This is a genomic window from Streptomyces sp. NPDC048442, from assembly GCF_040651475.1.
GTDB lineage: Bacteria > Actinomycetota > Actinomycetes > Streptomycetales > Streptomycetaceae > Streptomyces.
Genome location: NZ_JBEZKB010000002.1, coordinates 304,846 through 321,640, shown reverse-complemented (window position 1 = coordinate 321,640; position 16,795 = coordinate 304,846). Strand labels below are relative to the sequence as shown.

The 16,795-nt window shown below is 68.4% G+C and carries 16 protein-coding genes and 1 tRNA gene; 9 read left to right on the top strand and 8 right to left on the bottom strand.

Annotation, left to right across the window (positions count from 1 at the left end; translation table 11 throughout):
- Window positions 1–56: 56 nt before the first annotated feature.
- The gene (locus tag AB0D18_RS05275; protein WP_362413050.1) at window positions 57–767 is read right to left on the bottom strand and encodes a DUF5324 family protein; all 711 of its coding nucleotides are present in this window, start codon (window positions 765–767) and stop codon (window positions 57–59) included.
- 307 nt (window positions 768–1,074) lie between these two features.
- On the opposite strand from AB0D18_RS05275, the gene AB0D18_RS05270 reads away from it, so the two are divergent.
- Entirely contained in the window at window positions 1,075–1,602 is a 528-nt protein-coding gene (locus AB0D18_RS05270) for a peptidylprolyl isomerase (protein WP_362413047.1), read from the top strand.
- Between the two features lie 19 nt (window positions 1,603–1,621).
- Entirely contained in the window at window positions 1,622–2,542 is a 921-nt protein-coding gene (locus AB0D18_RS05265; protein ID WP_362413044.1) for a rhomboid family intramembrane serine protease, read from the top strand.
- Window positions 2,543–2,850: 308 nt separating this feature from the next.
- Here AB0D18_RS05265 and crgA read toward each other — a convergent pair whose 3' ends face one another.
- Window positions 2,851–3,108: a cell division protein CrgA gene (gene crgA, locus AB0D18_RS05260; RefSeq protein WP_362413041.1), complete on the bottom strand. Its 258-nt coding sequence runs from the start codon at window positions 3,106–3,108 to the stop codon at window positions 2,851–2,853.
- Between the two features lie 147 nt (window positions 3,109–3,255).
- Between crgA and AB0D18_RS05255 the strand changes: the two genes are divergently transcribed.
- The 6 genes from AB0D18_RS05255 to AB0D18_RS05230 all read left to right on the top strand — a co-directional run bounded on the left by AB0D18_RS05255 (window position 3,256) and on the right by AB0D18_RS05230 (window position 7,940).
- The gene (locus tag AB0D18_RS05255) at window positions 3,256–4,101 is read left to right on the top strand and encodes a DUF881 domain-containing protein (protein WP_362413038.1); all 846 of its coding nucleotides are present in this window, start codon (window positions 3,256–3,258) and stop codon (window positions 4,099–4,101) included.
- A 37-nt stretch (window positions 4,102–4,138) separates the two neighbouring features.
- On the top strand, window positions 4,139–4,855 hold the full coding sequence (locus AB0D18_RS05250; protein WP_362413036.1) for a class E sortase: 717 nt from the start codon (window positions 4,139–4,141) through the stop codon (window positions 4,853–4,855).
- A gap of 56 nt (window positions 4,856–4,911) precedes the next feature.
- Complete coding sequence (locus tag AB0D18_RS05245; protein WP_362413033.1) at window positions 4,912–5,091, top strand: hypothetical protein; 180 nt, start codon at window positions 4,912–4,914, stop codon at window positions 5,089–5,091.
- Window positions 5,088–5,732: an aminodeoxychorismate/anthranilate synthase component II gene (locus AB0D18_RS05240; protein WP_362413030.1), complete on the top strand. Its 645-nt coding sequence runs from the start codon at window positions 5,088–5,090 to the stop codon at window positions 5,730–5,732. Before AB0D18_RS05245 ends, AB0D18_RS05240 begins: the two co-directional genes overlap by 4 nt.
- Window positions 5,733–5,806: 74 nt before the next feature.
- Window positions 5,807–7,108: a class E sortase gene (locus tag AB0D18_RS05235; RefSeq protein ID WP_362413431.1), complete on the top strand. Its 1,302-nt coding sequence runs from the start codon at window positions 5,807–5,809 to the stop codon at window positions 7,106–7,108.
- A 94-nt stretch (window positions 7,109–7,202) separates the two neighbouring features.
- Entirely contained in the window at window positions 7,203–7,940 is a 738-nt protein-coding gene (locus AB0D18_RS05230; protein ID WP_362413027.1) for a class E sortase, read from the top strand.
- 174 nt (window positions 7,941–8,114) lie between these two features.
- Here AB0D18_RS05230 and pknB read toward each other — a convergent pair whose 3' ends face one another.
- The 6 genes from pknB to AB0D18_RS05200 form a co-directional block, all read right to left on the bottom strand.
- Complete coding sequence (gene pknB / locus AB0D18_RS05225; RefSeq protein ID WP_362413024.1) at window positions 8,115–10,127, bottom strand: Stk1 family PASTA domain-containing Ser/Thr kinase; 2,013 nt, start codon at window positions 10,125–10,127, stop codon at window positions 8,115–8,117.
- A gap of 233 nt (window positions 10,128–10,360) precedes the next feature.
- The gene (locus AB0D18_RS05220; protein WP_362413021.1) at window positions 10,361–11,824 is read right to left on the bottom strand and encodes a penicillin-binding protein 2; all 1,464 of its coding nucleotides are present in this window, start codon (window positions 11,822–11,824) and stop codon (window positions 10,361–10,363) included.
- Complete coding sequence (locus tag AB0D18_RS05215; RefSeq protein WP_362413018.1) at window positions 11,821–13,236, bottom strand: FtsW/RodA/SpoVE family cell cycle protein; 1,416 nt, start codon at window positions 13,234–13,236, stop codon at window positions 11,821–11,823. Before AB0D18_RS05215 ends, AB0D18_RS05220 begins: the two co-directional genes overlap by 4 nt.
- A 15-nt stretch (window positions 13,237–13,251) precedes the next feature.
- Window positions 13,252–14,763, bottom strand: a complete 1,512-nt coding sequence (locus AB0D18_RS05210) for a Stp1/IreP family PP2C-type Ser/Thr phosphatase (RefSeq protein WP_362413015.1) — start codon at window positions 14,761–14,763, stop codon at window positions 13,252–13,254.
- A gap of 150 nt (window positions 14,764–14,913) precedes the next feature.
- Window positions 14,914–15,438, bottom strand: a complete 525-nt coding sequence (locus AB0D18_RS05205; protein ID WP_362413012.1) for an FHA domain-containing protein — start codon at window positions 15,436–15,438, stop codon at window positions 14,914–14,916.
- A 10-nt stretch (window positions 15,439–15,448) separates the two neighbouring features.
- Window positions 15,449–16,312, bottom strand: a complete 864-nt coding sequence (locus AB0D18_RS05200) for an FhaA domain-containing protein (RefSeq protein WP_362413009.1) — start codon at window positions 16,310–16,312, stop codon at window positions 15,449–15,451.
- A 310-nt stretch (window positions 16,313–16,622) separates the two neighbouring features.
- Between AB0D18_RS05200 and AB0D18_RS05195 the strand changes: the two genes are divergently transcribed.
- Window positions 16,623–16,705: transfer RNA gene (locus AB0D18_RS05195), tRNA-Leu, on the top strand.
- Window positions 16,706–16,795 lie beyond the last annotated feature (90 nt).

Genomic DNA, 16,795 nt, shown 5'->3' with positions numbered 1-16,795 from the left:
CAGAGGGTCTCTTTGGGTATCGGGGCCCGCCGGTATCGGGGCCCGCCGGTATCGGGTCAGCGGTCCTTCGGGTCCGCCGCCTCGGCCTCGGCCTGCTTGGCCTGGACCTCGGGGTCGAGGACGTCCTGGTCGCTGCCGTCGACCGAGGTCAGCGGTGTGCGGTCGTGGACCTCGGTGGCGGCCGGGGGCTCGACCAGCCAGTCCGGGTTGGCCTGCTTGTCCCACCACTTCCAGGCGGCGAACGCTCCGCCCGCCAGCAGGCCCAGCACGGCCAGACGCTTGGCGAGCCGTCCCGAACGGGCCCGGCGCTCGTGCTTGCGCACCAGCTTCTGGACCTCCTTCGGGGAGACCTGGCCGCGCAGTGCGGCCAGCGCGGCCGTGCTGCGGGCCGCCGCCTCGTCCCGTACCGGCTGAGCTGCCGCCACCGCCTGCTCGACGCGCGGGACGGTGTAGTCCGCGGCCTGCCGGGCGGCCTTCCTCGTCGCGCATGCGGCCTTGTGGGCCGCCTCGTCCATACGGGCCGGAACGTGGGTGCGCGCCTGCTCGATATGGGGCGCGAGATGCGCCTCGTACTGGGCGCGGGCCTGTCCGGCGGCTTGTTGGGTGGCGTGCGATACCCGGGGCGCGAGCCGAGTCCGGGCTTCGTGCGCGTAATGCACGGCCGTGTCCTTGGCCGTGCCCGCGTAGGGCGCCACCACTTCGGCGGCGTGTCGCACGCTGTCCTTCGCCGTACCGGTCGCGCTGCGCACGCTGTCCTTACGGGTCACGGAAATCCTCCTCCTCGGTGGCGCTTCTTCGATGCGCCTTTCCACCCAAACCGAAATCATGCCCGTCACAGGTACGTGCGGCACGTGCGGAAGGGCATCCGGGTCATGAACGAAGATCATGGGGCAAATACGGTGCAAGGGGAACTGTGGACGACAATGCCACGCTTCGCTGCCGATCGCCCTGGTTCCGTACGGACTCGTCCGAAGAAAGCCGGTCGCAGGGCAGGTCGGCCGGGGCTCCGTGCGAGGATCGGCGCACGCCCGCCGCACCACTCGGCGGGCGCCGGATCCAGCGGAAGGCAGACCCGTGGCAGAGCAGCTTTACGCCACCCTCAGGACAAGCCGGGGCGACATCGAGATCCGGCTGCTGCCGAACCACGCTCCCAGAACGGTCCGCAACTTCGTCGAGCTCGCCAGGGGTGAGCGTGAGTGGACCAACCCGGAGACCGGGCAGAGGACCACGGACAAGCTGTACGACGGCACGGTCTTCCACCGTGTGATCAGCGGGTTCATGATCCAGGGCGGCGACCCGCTCGGGAACGGCATGGGGGGCCCGGGGTACGAGTTCGCCGACGAGTTCCACCCCGAACTCAGTTTCAACAAGCCGTATCTGATGGCGATGGCCAATGCCGGGCCCGGCACCAACGGCTCGCAGTTCTTCATCACCGTCGAGCCGACCGTGATGCTCAACCGCAAGCACACCATCTTCGGCGAGGTCGTCGGCGAGGCCAGCAAGAAGGTCGTCGACTCCATCGCCCGCACCGAACGCCACCCGCGCACCGAGCGTCCCGTCGAGGACATCGTTCTGGAGACGGTCGTCGTCCAGATGCGCTGACATCGTGACAATGGACGGCATGGACCAGCCGCCGAAGAGCCCGGACCCACAGCCCGCCGACGCAGACGGCTCGATTCCGTACTGCTACAGGCACCCCGACCGGGAGACCGGCATCCGGTGCACCCGGTGCGAGAAGCCGATCTGTACCGACTGCATGATCGACGCGTCCGTCGGCTTCCAGTGCCCCGACTGTGTACGGAACGGGTCGGGCACCGGGCACGCACCCACCGCCAACCAGCCGCGGAACATCGCCGGCACCGTCCTCAGCAGCGGCGACCCCCGGCTCGTCACCAAGATCCTGGTCGGGCTGAACCTGGCGGTCTTCGCCGTCGTCTTCCTCGTCCCGGGCACCGGGGACCGGATCGTCAGAGACTTCTACCTGCTCGGAGGAGCATGGTCGCCGCCGCCGGACTTCGCCCTTCACGGTGTTGCCGAGGGTGAGTGGTACCGGCTGTTCACCTCGATGTTCCTGCACGAGGAGATCTGGCACATCGCCTTCAACATGCTGGGGCTCTGGTGGCTCGGCGGCCCGCTGGAGGCGGCGCTCGGACGGGTCAGGTTCACCGCTCTGTATCTGCTGTCCGGGCTCGCCGGCAGTGCGTTGACGTATGCGGTCGCCGCACCGAACCAGCCGTCGCTCGGTGCCTCCGGGGCGATCTTCGGGCTGCTCGGCGCCACCGCCGTCCTGATGAAGCGCATGAACTACGACATGCGGCCCGTCATCGCCCTGCTCGTCATCAACCTGATCTTCACCTTCGGCGGCCACAACATCGCCTGGGAGGCGCACATCGGTGGCCTCGTCGCGGGTGTGCTGCTCACGCTGGGGCTGATCGCGGCGCCGCGCGACAAGCGGAACCTCGTGCAGTACGCGACCTTCGGCCTGGTCTTCGTGGTGGTCCTGGTGACGGTGCTGGTCAGAACGGCCACGCTCACCGCGTGACGGTGCGCAGGGCCGGATACCGGCCCCGGCCTGCCGGTCCTCCGGCCCCGTCTTCGTACGTTGTCCACAGCGCGTGGTGAAAGCTGTGCATTCTGTGGGGAGGCGGGGGAACAACTGAGCCCCTTGTCGCTGAGCTGGGTTTTCCCGGCCAGGACAAGGGGCGGCAGTGAGGTGCGGAGTGAGGATGCGATCACACTGGCGTCAACAGCGCGAGAGTTATCCACAGATCGTCGTAACTTTTCCTCAGGTGTGGATAACGCTGTGGACAGTTCTGGGCAGTGCTTGCGGGACAGGCCCCGGAAGTGCCTCTACTTCCACTGGGTGGAGACGCCGAAGCCGGCGGCGATGAAGCCGAAGCCGACCACGATGTTCCAGTTCTCCAGGCTCTTGATCGGCAGATCGCCCTCGGTCACGTAGAACAGCACGATCCAGGCGAGACCGATGAGGAACAGCGCCAGCATCACCGGCGCCACCCAGCTCCGGCTGGTCAGCTTGATCGCGGTTGCCTGCTTCGCGGCGGGCGGAGGCGTGAAATCAGCCTTCTTGCGGATACGTGACTTCGGCACGAGGGACTCTCCTGTCGATGCGCTGCGTTACCGCGCAGGGAACTGTGGCGTGACGCCAAGGGGCAGGCGGGAGCCGTCAGGGGAAACACTGCCTCCCCCGGGCGTCCGTTAGCGTAGTGCTTCCGCGGCGTCGAAGGAGATAAGGGTATGAGCAATTCTGCCGACTCCCCGGACGAGTCCACGGAACGGTCCACCGATCAGTCCGCGGATCGGTCCACAGATCGGTCTGCGGATCAGTCCACAGAGGGGGCTGCCGTACGGCGTCCCGCGCTGCGCCCCGTGCGCCTCCTCAGCGCCGCAGTCTTCGCCCTCGCCGGGCTCATCTTCGTCACGAGCTTCAACACGGCCAAGGGCACCAACATCCGCACCGACGACTCGCTGCTGAAGCTCTCCGACCTCACCCGGCAGCGCAGCGAGAAGAACAAGGCGCTGGAGAAGTCCACCGGAGCCGTCCGCAGTGACGTCGACGCCCTCGCCCGGCGCGACGACGGCAGCACCCGGGCCGAGGATGCCAAGCTCGGTGCGCTGGAGACGGCCGCCGGGTCCAGGAAGCTCTCGGGCCAGGCCCTCACCGTCACCCTCAACGACGCCCCGCCCGGAGCCACCGCCAACCCCGGCTACCCCAAGCCGCACCCCAATGACCTGGTCATCCACCAGCAGGACCTCCAGGCCGTCGTCAACGCCCTCTGGCAGGGCGGCGCCCAGGGCATCCAGATCATGGACCAGCGCCTCATCTCCACCAGCGCCGTCCGCTGCGTCGGCAACACCCTGATCCTCCAGGGCCGCGTCTACTCGCCGCCGTACACCGTCACCGCGGTGGGCGACCGCGGCAGTCTCAAGAGGGCGCTGACCGCATCCCCCGCGCTGCAGAACTACCAGCTGTACGTGAAGGCGTACGGGCTCGGCTGGAAAGTCGACGAGCACGAGGCGATGACTCTGCCCGGCTACTCGGGCACAGTGGATCTCCACTACGCCAAGCCCGTGCAGCAGTAGCCGCCACAGCCACGGGTGACGGGAGGGGGACCACGCCGTGTCCGCGTCCGTTTCCTTACGACTGGCCGTCAGGACCTTCAGCGAGCTCTGCATCACCGTCGGCGCCGTCATCGTCCTGTTCGTCGTGTACGTGCTGTTCTGGACCGGCGTCCAGGCCGCCGGCGCCTCCGACGGGCAGATGGACGCGCTGCGGGACGAGTGGTCGCACCGGCCGGCAGCCACCGCGACCACCCCCGCTCCCACGGGGTCCGCCGCACCGGTGCCGCCCGCCCCGCCCTCGTACCGCGAGGGAAAACCCTTCGCCGTCATGTACGTGCCCCGGTTCGGCACGAAGTGGGACTGGCCAGTCCTGGAGGGCACCGGCGCCGGGACGCTGAAGAAGGGCCTCGGCCACTATGCGGGCACGGCGCGCCTCGGCGAGACGGGCAACTTCTCCGTCGCGGGACACCGCAGGACCTACGGCGACCCCTTCAAGGACTTCCCCGAACTGCGGCCGGGCGACGCGGTGGTGCTCAGCGACGGCACGACCTGGTTCACGTACCGCATCGACAAGCTGCCGTACCTGACCGTGCCGAGCGATGTCGGGGTCGTGGACCCGGTGCCGCGGAAGGCCGGGTTCGACGGGCCCGGACGCTATCTCACCCTCACCACCTGCGACCCGGAGTGGGGCAGCAGCCATCGGCTGGTCGTATGGGCACATCTTGATGCGACGCAGCCCGTGAGCAAGGGCAGGCCCGCGGCTTTGACCGGCTGAGCCCACCTGCTTGCCGCCGCCCTTTAGTCTGGTCACGACCGAACGGAAGGGGCAGCATGTACGGCTGGATCTGGCGGCATCTGCCGGGCAACGCATGGGTGCGGGCGTTCATCTCGCTCGTCCTGATCCTCGCAGTGGTGTACGTGCTCTTCCAGTACGTCTTCCCGTGGGCGGAGCCCCTGCTGCCGTTCGGTGAAGTGACGGTCGACGGAACGAACGGGACGGACGGCTCATGAGTACGCGCATTCTGGTCGTCGACAACTACGACAGCTTCGTCTTCAACCTCGTCCAGTACCTGTACCAGCTGGGCGCCGAGTGCGAGGTTCTCCGCAACGACGAGGTCGAGCTGAGTCACGCCCAGGACGGCTTCGACGGCGTGCTGCTGTCCCCCGGACCCGGTGCGCCGGAACAGGCGGGCGTCTGCATCGACATGGTCAGGCACTGCGCGGAGACCGGTGTTCCGGTCTTCGGCGTGTGTCTGGGCATGCAGTCGATGGCGGTGGCGTACGGAGGCGTGGTCGGCCGGGCCCCGGAGCTGCTGCACGGCAAGACGTCGCCGGTGCTGCACGAGGGCGCCGGGGTCTTCGCCGGGCTGCCGTCGCCCTTCACCGCGACGCGCTACCACTCGCTCGCGGCCGCACCGGAGTCCGTTCCGGCGGAGCTGGAGGTGACCGCGCGGACCGCCGACGGGATCGTGATGGGGCTGCGGCACCGTGATCTTCCGGTCGAGGGCGTGCAGTTCCACCCGGAGTCGGTGCTGACCGAGTGGGGGCACCTGATGCTGGCCAACTGGCTCGTGCAGTGCGGCGACACCCAGGCCGTGGAGCGGTCGGTCGGGTTGGCTCCGGTGGTGGGTGCGGGTAAGGCCGCCGCGTGACGGAGCTCCGTCACGAGCACGACGCCGCCGGGTACGGCGTGCCCCACGAGTACGAGTACGACCCGCAGCAGCAGGTGTACGGGGCGCAGCAGTACGGCGGACAGGGTGATTTCGGGGCGGACGGCCTTGGCGCGGCGGTGGACCGGCTCGCGGACCCGCTGAACGACCCGCTGCCGGGACAGGAACAGGCGGACCGGGCCCAGGAGCCCTACGGGGCGTACGACCCGTACGCGGGGCAGCAGGAGGCCCTGCAGCAGCCTCCGTACCAGGAGCAGCAGTACCAGCAGGCGCAGTATCAGTACGCCCAGCACCCCCAGGAGCAGGTGCAGGCGCAGTACTTGGAGCAGCAGTACCCACAGCCTCGGCCCGAGCCCGAGGAGTGGTACGACCCCGAGGGGTACCGGCGCGACTGGTACGGGCCTCAGCAGGCCCAGGCGTCTCAGCAGGCCTACGCGCCCGAGCCGCAGACGTATGCGCGGCCCGAGCCGCAGGCCTGTGTGACCGAACAGCCCGCGGACGACGAGACGTTCGCGCTGCCGACGATCGCGCAGGCGCCCCGTCGGCGCCGAATAGTAGAGCCCCTCCCCGAGCCCGTCCCCGTCGTTCCCGAGCCCGTCCCTGTCCCCGTCGTCCCCGAGCCCGGCGGTCGTGCCGGGCGGCGCCGGGCGGCCAGGGGTGGTACGTCGGTGGGGAAGGACGGAGCGGGAGTGGTCGTCAGCCGGTTCGTCGGGGAGCTGTTCATCACCTTCGGTGTGGTGATGCTGCTGTTCGTGACGTACCAGCTGTGGTGGACCAACGTCCGGGCCGGGATACAGGCCGACGGGGCCGCGCACAGCCTTCAGGACGGCTGGGCGAAGGGTGGTGCGAAGCCGAAGGCGGCCGGGGCGTTCGAGCCGGGCCAAGGGTTCGCGATCATGCACATCCCGAAGCTGGACGTGAAGGTTCCGGTGGCCGAGGGCATCGACAAGCACAAGGTCCTGGACCGGGGCATGGTCGGTCACTACGCGGACGGCAAGCTGAAGACGGCGATGCCGTCCGACAAGCAGGGGAACTTCGCGGTGGCGGGGCACCGCAACACCCATGGCGAACCTTTTCGCTACGTCAACCGGCTGGTGAAGGGCGACAAGATCGTCGTCGAGACGCAGGACGCGTTCTACACGTACGAGATGACGTCGGTGCTGCCGCAGACGTCACCGGCAAATGTCTCGGTCATCCGGCCGGTGCCGCCGGGGTCTGGTTTCACCAAGTCCGGGCGGTACCTCACTCTGACGACGTGCACCCCTGAATTCACCAGCACGTACCGGCTGATTGTCTGGGGCAAGATGGTCGACGAGCGGCCCCGGAGCAAGGGCATACCGGCGGCGCTCAACAGCTGAGAGTGGTCGAGAGCGGCCGGGAGCGGCCGAGGACGGCTTGGCGACCGGCGGGGACCGGTACGGGCCGGCGACCAGGACACGAGGGACGGGTGCGGTGGCAGCGAGGACCGAGCAGGACGAGCGGGCGGAAGGGGATTCCGCGCCGCCGCGTCGGGTCTCGCGTGCGCGGGGGCGGATCGCGGGCGCGGTCAGCGTCTTCGGTGAACTGCTGATCACCGCGGGGCTGGTCCTCGGGCTCTTCGTGGCGTACTCGCTGTGGTGGACGAACGTGCTGGCCGACCGCGAGGCGGGCAAGCAGGCCGACGACGTGCGGCACAACTGGGAGAGCACCGCGCCCGGCGCCCTCGACACCAAGGACGGCATTGGCTTCCTGCACGTGCCCGCGATGAAGAACGGTGAGGTGCTCGTCAGGAAGGGCACCGACACCAAGGGGCTCAACGCGGGTGTCGCGGGCTACTACACGGACCCGGTGAAGTCCGCCTTCCCCTGGGACAAGCAGGGCAACTTCGCGCTGGCCGCGCACCGGGACGGGCACGGGGCGAAGTTCCACAACATCGACAAGCTGAAGAACGGCGACTCGATCGTCCTGGAGACGAAGGACAACTGGTACGTCTACAAGGTGTACGCGTCCCTGCCCGAGACGTCGAAGTACAACGTGAAGGTGCTGGACCCGGTCCCGAAGGAGTCGGGCAGGACCGGCCCCGGCCGCTACATCACGCTGACGACGTGCACGCCGGTCTACACGTCGAGGTACCGCTATGTGGTGTGGGGCGAGCTGGAGCGCACGGAGAAGGTGGATGCGAAGCGGACGCCGCCGGAGGAGCTGGGGTAGCAGCTCGTAGGTGTCGCGCGGTTTCTAGGTTCGTAGGTTTCGAGGATCGTAGGTTTCGCGGTTCGCAGGTTTCGTGGGTACGGCGAAGGGCCCCCGGCACGGTGTGTGCCGGGGGCCCTTTCGCTGTGGTGGGGCCGGGATCCGGTGGAGCCGGGACCCAGGGGGTGCGTACGGCTAGTTGCCGAAGAGTCCGTTGTCGTGGTCGCCGCCGCCTCCGCCGAAGGCGGTCACGGCCACTGCGGAGCCCTTGGCGACCATGGTGCCGCCGCCCGGGTTGACGGCCACGACCCTGGCGTCGTCCTTGTCTTTTCCGCCGGGACCGGGCTGGACGGTCAGTCCCAGACCCTCCAGGATGCCCTTGGCCTCGCCGTAGGTCTTGCCCACGAGGTCGGCCGGGATCTGCACCTGCTCGGCATCGGGCGGCGGGGTCTCCTGCGGCTTGGGCTTGGCGACGATCAGGGTGATCGCGGTGCCGGGGAGGGCCTGGGTGTTGCCCTTGGGGTTCTGGTCGATGACGGTGTTCGGCGTCTTTTCGGACTCCTGCTCCGCCTTGCTCACGGACTGGAAGCCGAGGTTCTTGAGGGTCTGCTCGGCAGCCTCGTAGGTCTGGCCGCTCAGATCCGGTACGGCCAGCTGCTTCTTCTTGGCGATGGTGATGGTGACGTCGGAGCCCTTCTCCGCGGACTCACCGCCCTTGGGGGACTGCTTGATGACCGTGCCCTCGGTCTGCTCGGAATCCGCCTGCTTGACCCTGGGCGTGAAGCCGGCCTCCTTCAACCGTTCCGTGGCCCGCTTCTGGGTCTGCTCCATGACGTCGGGGATCTCGACCTTGGGGGCTCCGGTCGACACGACGACCGTGATGGTCTCGCCCTTTTTGATCTTCCCGGTCGCGGGGTTCTGCGAGCAGACGTTGCCCTTTTCCTGGTCCGCGCAGGGCGCGTCGCTGCGTTTGAGGATCACGTCGATCCTCTCGGCGGACTGTTGCGCCGCCGCGTACGTCTGCCCGACGAGCTTGGGTACGTCCGTGGTCTGGGGCTTCTTCTCGCCGTTGAACAGCGAGTTGCCGATGAGGACGGCGCCGACGAGGACCAGGATGCCCGCGAGGGCCAGCAGGATCGTCGAGGTGTTGCTCTTCTTGGGCTGCTGGCGGCGGCGGCCCGCCGGCTCGTCGTAGCCGCCGGTCCCGTTGCCGTAGCCGTCTCCGCCGTTGCCGACGGGCGGCATCATCGCCGTCTGGCCGCCGCCATGGCCGGCCTGGCGCAGGGCGGTGGTGGGCTGGTCGTTGCTGCCGTACCCGTCGTAGCCGCCGTATCCGACTGCGCCGAGGGCGGCGGTCGCGGCCACCGGGCGGCCGTCGAGGCAGGCCTCGATGTCGGCGCGCATCTCGTCTGCCGACTGGTAGCGGTAGTCGGGGTCCTTGGTCAGGGCCTTCAGGACGATGGCGTCCATGTCGGGCGTGATCTCAGGGTCGAAGTTCGACGGGGGCTGCGGCTCTTCGCGTACGTGCTGGTAGGCGACCGCGACCGGCGAGTCCCCGATGAAGGGGGGACGGACCGCCAGCAGCTCGTACAGCAAGCAGCCGGTGGAGTACAGGTCGGACCGTGCGTCGACCTGCTCGCCCTTGGCCTGCTCCGGGGAGAGGTACTGGGCGGTGCCGATGACGGCGGAGGTCTGGGTCATCGTCATGCCGGAGTCGCCCATGGCGCGGGCGATGCCGAAGTCCATGACCTTGACCTGGCCGTTGCGCGTCAGCATGACGTTGGCCGGCTTGATGTCGCGGTGGACGATCTGGGCGCGGTGCGAGTACTCCAGGGCCTGGAGGATCCCCACGGTCATCTCCAGGGTGCGCTCGGGGAGCAGCTTGCGCCCGGAGTGCAGGAGCTCGCGCAGGGTCGACCCGTCGACGTACTCCATCACGATGTACGGGAGGGAAACCCCGTCGACGTAGTCCTCACCGGTGTCGTAGACCGCGACGATCGCCGGGTGGTTGAGCGACGCGGAGGACTGGGCTTCACGGCGGAACCGGGCCTGGAAGGACGGATCGCGGGCGAGGTCCACCCGGAGCGTCTTCACAGCGACGGTGCGGCCGAGCCGGGTGTCCTGGGCGATGTAGACCTCGGCCATGCCACCACGGCCGAGCACCGAGCCCAGCTCGTACCGGCCGCCGAGGCGACGCGGCTCTTCCATAGCTAATCCAGCCCTCTCCGTCTGTCCCGACCGCACCCGTGCGTGGTCCGGCGGTGTGCTGTTCGCGCATACGGTACCGGGCAGTCCGCACCCGGTCGGCCCGAGACCGTCACCTGATACCTGACCGGTACGTCAACGTGCGCGAATGGGGCGGAGTGGTGACCGGGGTCACTCCGGGCCCCGATTGCGGGTGGGGATGTTTCACGTGAAACATCCCCACCTCTCGGTCCGGCCTACTTCGCGCGGTCGAGTACTGCCTTCATGACGCCCTTGGCGATGGGGGCGGCGAGACCGCCTCCGGAGATCTCACCGCGGGCGGCCTCACTGTCCTCGACGACGACGGCGACGGCGACCGGGGAGCCCTTGTCGGTCTTGGCGTAGGAGATGAACCAGGCGTACGGGTTCTTGTCGTTGTTCAGACCGTGCTGTGCGGTACCGGTCTTGCCGCCGACCGTGACGCCGTCGATCTGGGCGTTCTTGCCGGTGCCGTCCTTGACCACGGTCTCCATCATCTGCTGGACCTTCTGGGCGTTGTCGGCCGACAACGGCTGACTCATCTCGACCGGGTCGGTCTGCTTGATGACGTCCAGCCCGTTGGGGTCGGTCAGCTTGTCGACCATGTACGGCGTCATGAGCTTGCCGTCGTTGGCGATGGCGGCGGTGACCATGGCCATCTGGAGAGGGGTGGCAGCGGTGTCGAACTGGCCGATGGACGACAGGGCGGTCGACGGCGGGTCCATCTTCTTGGGCCACACGCTCGCGTTGGAGCGGACCGGCGTGAACTGCTCGCTGTTGAAGCCGAACTTCTCCGCCGTCTCCTGCATCTTCTCCCTGCCAAGATCGGAGCCGAGCTTGCCGAAGACGGTGTTGCAGGACCACTGGAGCGCCACCCGCAGGCTGGCGTTCTCGCAAGGGTGGTTGCCGTCGTTCGGGAGGTCCTTCGAGGACTGGGGCAGCTTCCACGGGAACGGCGAGTCGGTCGCATCGTCGATGTTCGTGATCTTGTTGTGCTCCAGCGCCGCAGACGCCGTCACGACCTTGAACGTCGAGCCCGGCGGGTAGGTCTGGCGCAGCGCCCGGTTGAGCGAGATGTCGTCCGGGTTGACCTTCTTGTCGAGCTTCTTCCACTCCTCGCCGTCGCCCATGCCGGAGATCTTGGAGGGGTCGTACGAGGGGGTGCTCGCCAGCGCGAGGATCTTGCCGGTCTTCGGGTCGAGGGCTGCGACGGCCCCCTTCTTGCCCTTCAGGCCCTCGTAGGCGGCGCGCTGGGCGTCGCCGTTGAGGGTGGTGACGACGTTGCCGCCCTTCTTCTGCCCGCCCGTGAACAGCGAGAGCGTCCGGTCGAAGAAGAGACGGTCGTCGGTGCCGGTCAGGATGCCGTCGTTGAGATTCTCCAGCTGGGTGGCGCCGTAGACCTGTGAGGCGAAGCCGGTGACGGGGGCCCACATGGGGCCGTCCTTGTACGTGCGCTTGTACTTGAGGTCGCCGTTCTTGGCCTCGACGGACCCGGTGATGGCCTTGCCGTCGACGATGATGTCGCCGCGCGGGTGGGCGTAGCGCTCGACCAGGACGCGGCGGTTGTCCGTGTGGCTCTTGAGGTTGTCGCCCTGGACGTACTGAACCCAGTTCACGCGGACGAGCAGTGCCAGGACGAGGATTCCGCAGAAGATTGCGACCCGGCGCAGGGGCTTGTTCACGGTCGGACCACCTGGGTCATCTCGGCGTCGGGGGACGGTGCGGGGGCGGGCGCGGGGCGCCGCGCGGTGTCGCTGATGCGCAGCAGGATGGCCACGAGCGCCCAGTTGGCGATCACGGAGGAACCACCCTGCGCGATGAACGGCATGGTCATGCCGGTCAGCGGGATGAGGCCGGTGACACCGCCCGCGACGACGAAGACCTGCAGGGCGAAGGCGCCGGAGAGGCCGATTGCGAGGAGCTTGCCGAACGGGTCCCGGGCGGCCAGCGCCGTACGGATGCCGCGCTCGATGAGCAGGCCGTACAGCAGGATGATCGCCATCAGGCCGGTGAGGCCCATTTCCTCGCCGATGGTGGCGAGGATGTAGTCGCTCTTGGGGGCGATGCCGCCGATGAAGCGGGAGTAGCCCTGGCCGAGTCCGGAGCCGAACAGGCCACCGGATCCGAAGGAGAACATCGACTGGGCGGTCTCGGTGACCAGGCCGCAGTTGCCCTTGGCGTCGCAGACCGTGGCCAGCGGGTTGAGCCAGTTGTTGACGCGGGTCTGGACGTGACTGGCGAAGGTGGCGACGCCGACCGCGCCCGCCGCGCTCAGGGTGAGGCCGAAGACCACCCAGCTGGTGCGCTCGGTGGCGACGTACAGCATGATCACGAAGAGTCCGAAGAAGAGCAGCGAGGTGCCCAGGTCGGTCTCGAAGATCAGGATCATCAGGCTGAGGGCCCAGATCGCGAGGATCGGGCCCAGGTCTCGGCCGCGCGGCAGGTACATCCCCATGAAGCGGCGGCTGGCCAGGGCGAGCGCGTCCCGCTTCACCATCAGATAGCCCGCGAAGAAGATCGCGATGATGATCTTGGCGAACTCGCCGGGCTGCAGCGAGCCGAGGCCGGGGATGGTGATCCAGATCTTCGCGCCGTTCACGCCGGGGAAGAACATCGGCAGGATCAGCAGCACGAGGGCCACGACCATCGAGATGTACGTGTAGCGCTGGAGTACCCGGTGGTCCTTGAGGAGCAGCAGGACGGCCAGGAAGAGTGCCACGCCGACGGTCGACCACATCAGCTGCTTGGCCGCCATCGGCCCGCCGAGCGCGGCGGTGGTGATGGACGGCTCCTGGTCGAGCCGCCAGATCAGCACCAGCCCCAGCCCGTTGAGCAGGGTCGCGATGGGCAGCATCAGCGGGTCCGCGTACTTCGCGAACTTCCGCATCATCAGGTGCGTGATGCCGGCGAGGAGGCTGAGCCCCACTCCGTACCCGAGCATGCCCGCGGGCAGGCTGCCGTCCTTGGCGAGGCCCACGTTGGCGTACGCGAAGACCGGGATGGCGACGGCGAACGCGAGCATGATCAGCTCGGTGTTGCGCCTGCTGGGAGCTTCGATCGCGCCGATGGTGGTCGTGTTGGTGACAACGCTCATGGTGGTGTGGGCCCCCTACGGTGTGGCCGGCTTACCGCACTGCGAGGCCAGTTCCTGCTCTTCCTCGGAGAGGGTGGGGCCGGGAGCGGGGGCGCTTGGAGTGGGTGTGGCTGCGTTCGGCGTCTTGGCGCCGTTCTTGGCGCCCGGCGTCTTGCCGGGGTTGGGCTGGGCCGGCGGCTTCGGCGGCGGTGTGGTGCGCTGCTCGGACTTCTTCTTGCAGGCGGATGCCTGGAGCGCGAGCTTTTCGATCTTCTCGCGCGCCTGGGCGAGGTCGCCGGCCGGCAGCGTGTTCTTGACTTCCTTGGACTGGAAGTCCGGGAGGTACTTGAGTTCGATCTCGGGGTGGTCCTTCTCGATCTTCGAGAGGGAGACCCACGGGAGGTCCTGGTCGACGCCCCGGTAGAGCGCGACGTGCTCGCTGCTGGCACCGACGTAGTACTGGGTCTGGGTCCAGCGGTAGCCGCCGTACAGACCGCCTCCGACGACGACGAGCGCCAGCGCGAGGTAGAGGGATCTCTTCAGCCACTTGCGGCCCGGGGACTTCACGAAGTCCTCGCCGTTGTACATGTCGAAGGTGTCGTCGGGGAGGCTCCCGCCGTACCCGCCGCCGCTGCCCGCAGGTCCGAAGCTGCCCGAGGGCGGCTGCGGCTGCGACCGGGGGGTCGGCGTGGGGCGGCCGAGGCCGGCCGCACGGCCGGCTGGGGTCTGCATGGCGCCGGTGTCGTGGAGCTGGATCTGGTTCTCGGCGACGGCGCCGACGATGACCGGGGTGTCGTTGAGCTGCCCGGCCAGGGTGTCGTTGCCGTCGACGTCCAGGACGTCGGCGACGATGCAGGTGATGTTGTCGGGGCCGCCGCCGCGCAGCGCCAGCTCGATGAGGTGCTGGATGGTCTCCTGCGGGCCCTGGTAGCTGGCGAGCGTCTCCTCCATCGTCTGGTGGGAGACGACGCCTGACAGGCCGTCGGAGCAGATCAGATAGCGGTCGCCGGCCCGGACCTCACGGATGGAGAGGTCGGGTTCGACGTGGTCGCCGCTGCCCAGCGCGCGCATCAGCAGGGAGCGCTGCGGGTGGGTGGTGGCCTCTTCCTCGGTGATGCGGCCCTCGTCGACGAGGCGCTGCACCCAGGTGTGGTCCTGCGTGATCTGGGTGAGGACGCCGTCGCGCAGCAGGTACGCGCGGGAGTCCCCGACATGCACGAGGCCGAGGCGCTGACCGGTCCAGAGCAGGGCGGTGAGCGTGGTGCCCATGCCCTCCAGCTGGGAGTCCTCCTCGACCATCATGCGCAGTTGGTCGTTGGCCCGCTGCACGGCGGTGCCCAGGGAGGTCAGGATGTCCGACCCGGGAACGTCGTCGTCCAGCTGGACCAGCGTGGAGATCACCTCGGAAGAGGCGACCTCGCCGGCGGCCTGGCCACCCATGCCGTCGGCGATCGCGAGGAGACGGGGGCCGGCGTAGCCGGAGTCCTCGTTCCCCTCACGGATCATGCCCTTGTGCGATCCGGCGGCGAAGCGCAGGGACAGACTCATACGCACCTCGCCCGTCGGCTCCGGGTACACCGGGTTTCGAGCCACACTGCCCACCCTCCGGTCGGGAGCGCGCTCGGGCCCGTGGCCAGGGCGCTGGGGCCCTGTGCCGGGGCCGCTGCGGCTCGCTCGCTCCGCTCGCTCATTGTCGTACTACTTCCGCAGCTCGATGACGGTCTTGCCGATGCGGATCGGTGCGCCCAGCGGAATCGGTTGCGGCGTGGTGAGCCGGTTCCGGTCGAGATAGGTGCCGTTGGTGGATCCAAGGTCCTCGACGATCCAGTTGCCGTCGCGGTCCGGGTAGATCCTGGCATGCCTGCTGGACGCGTAGTCGTCGTCCAGCACGATCGTCGAATCGTGCGCGCGGCCCAGCGTGATGGTCTGCCCCTGGAGCGCCACCGTGGTTCCGGTGAGGCTGCCTTCGGAGACGACAAGCTTGGTCGGGGCGCCGCGGCGCTGGCGTTGTTGCTGCTGTGGCGGGGGCGCGGCCTGTTGGCGCCCCCCGCCGGTGTTCTGCTGCTGGGTACGCGTGTCGGACGCATTGCCGCGGCGTGAGCCGCGTTGCGTGACGCGCGTACCGAACAGGTCGCTGCGGATGACCTGGACGGCCACAATTACGAATAGCCACAGGACAGCTAGGAAACCTAGCCGCATGACCGTCAGGGTCAGCTCTGACATTGCCCCCGCTTCACCCTTCGGCTTGCCGGTAAACGATGGTGGTGCTGCCCACGACGATCCGCGAGCCGTCGCGGAGCGTAGCGCGGGTGGTGTGCTGGCCGTCCACCACGATGCCGTTGGTGGACCCGAGGTCCTGGATCGTCGCAGGTGTGCCCGTACGGATCTCGCAGTGCCGGCGGGAGACGCCGGGGTCGTCGATCCGTACGTCGGCCTCTGTGCTGCGACCCATCACAAGGGTGGGCCGGGAAATCTGGTGGCGGGTGCCGTTGATCTCGATCCAGCGCCGGGTCTGGGCGCCGGGCATGGGGCCCGGAGCTGCTCCGGGAGTGCGCCGGTCGCCGCGGTCGGCACCCGGACCGGGGCGGGCTGCGCCGCCGGGCGGGGCCTGCGGCATCGGCGGTGCGCCGCCGGAGGCCGCAGGTGGGTAGCCGTAACCGCCGCCGCGAGGGGCGGAGGGGGCTGCGGGGCCCGGATCGGAGGGGGCTGCGACCTGCGAGGTGCTCGAGGCGAGCGTGCGGCTGCGTACTCGGTAGAGACCCGTGTCGAGGTCGTCCGCCTTCTCCAGGTGGACCTTGATGGGGCCCATGAAGGTGTAGCGCTGCTGCTTCGCGTAGTCGCGGACCAGGCCGGACAGCTCGTCGCCCAGCTGGCCGGAGTACGGGCTGAGGCGCTCGTAGTCCGGGGTGCTGAGCTCGACGATGAAGTCGTTGGGGACGACGGTCCGCTCGCGGTTCCAGATCGTTGCGTTGTTGTCGCACTCGCGCTGGAGGGCGCCGGCGATCTCGACGGGCTGGACTTCCGACTTGAAGACCTTGGCGAAGGTGCCGTTCACCATGCCTTCGAGCTTTTGTTCGAAACGCTTCAGGACTCCCATGGGGCACCTCCTCCGTCGTTGTCGTCCTGGTACTGCTTACTGATCGTATCCACGCGCCGGGAAAACGGCTGGTTCCCCTTGTCCGCCCAGTCGATGAGTGTCACCCCTCACAAGGGATCGTAGAGGTGGCGTCCTGACAGTGTCCCGCACGCGTGCTTCCCCTCGGAGGAGTGGGTGCCGGAGGCCGGCGTTCCACTGGCGGGTCCCCGGAAACTATGCGTGTGAATCCACCCTGACCACCGTGCTAATCTTCTTCTTGTCGCCAGCCAGTCGCACAAACCAGTGCGAGGAATCGAACGACATCACTCATGCGCGAGTGGCGGAACGGCAGACGCGCTGGCTTCAGGTGCCAGTGTCCTTAGGGACGTGGGGGTTCAAATCCCCCCTCGCGCACTTTTGAGATTCGGGTCTCACCGTGAAAACGGTGGGGCCCGTTTCTGTATGTCCGTTTACTGGTCCTGCTCTGACGGTCTTGCTCGTCCG

Coding starts and splice junctions, on each gene's coding strand:
- AB0D18_RS05265 (WP_362413044.1), top strand. CDS start 1,622: ATGGACCAGCCGCCGAAGAGCCCGGACCCACAGCCCGCCGACGCAGAC.
- AB0D18_RS05255 (WP_362413038.1), top strand. CDS start 3,256: ATGAGCAATTCTGCCGACTCCCCGGACGAGTCCACGGAACGGTCCACC.
- AB0D18_RS05245 (WP_362413033.1), top strand. CDS start 4,912: ATGTACGGCTGGATCTGGCGGCATCTGCCGGGCAACGCATGGGTGCGG.
- AB0D18_RS05240 (WP_362413030.1), top strand. CDS start 5,088: ATGAGTACGCGCATTCTGGTCGTCGACAACTACGACAGCTTCGTCTTC.
- pknB (WP_362413024.1), bottom strand. CDS start 10,127: ATGGAAGAGCCGCGTCGCCTCGGCGGCCGGTACGAGCTGGGCTCGGTG.
- AB0D18_RS05215 (WP_362413018.1), bottom strand. CDS start 13,236: ATGAGCGTTGTCACCAACACGACCACCATCGGCGCGATCGAAGCTCCC.
- AB0D18_RS05210 (WP_362413015.1), bottom strand. CDS start 14,763: ATGAGTCTGTCCCTGCGCTTCGCCGCCGGATCGCACAAGGGCATGATC.
- AB0D18_RS05205 (WP_362413012.1), bottom strand. CDS start 15,438: ATGTCAGAGCTGACCCTGACGGTCATGCGGCTAGGTTTCCTAGCTGTC.
- AB0D18_RS05200 (WP_362413009.1), bottom strand. CDS start 16,312: ATGGGAGTCCTGAAGCGTTTCGAACAAAAGCTCGAAGGCATGGTGAAC.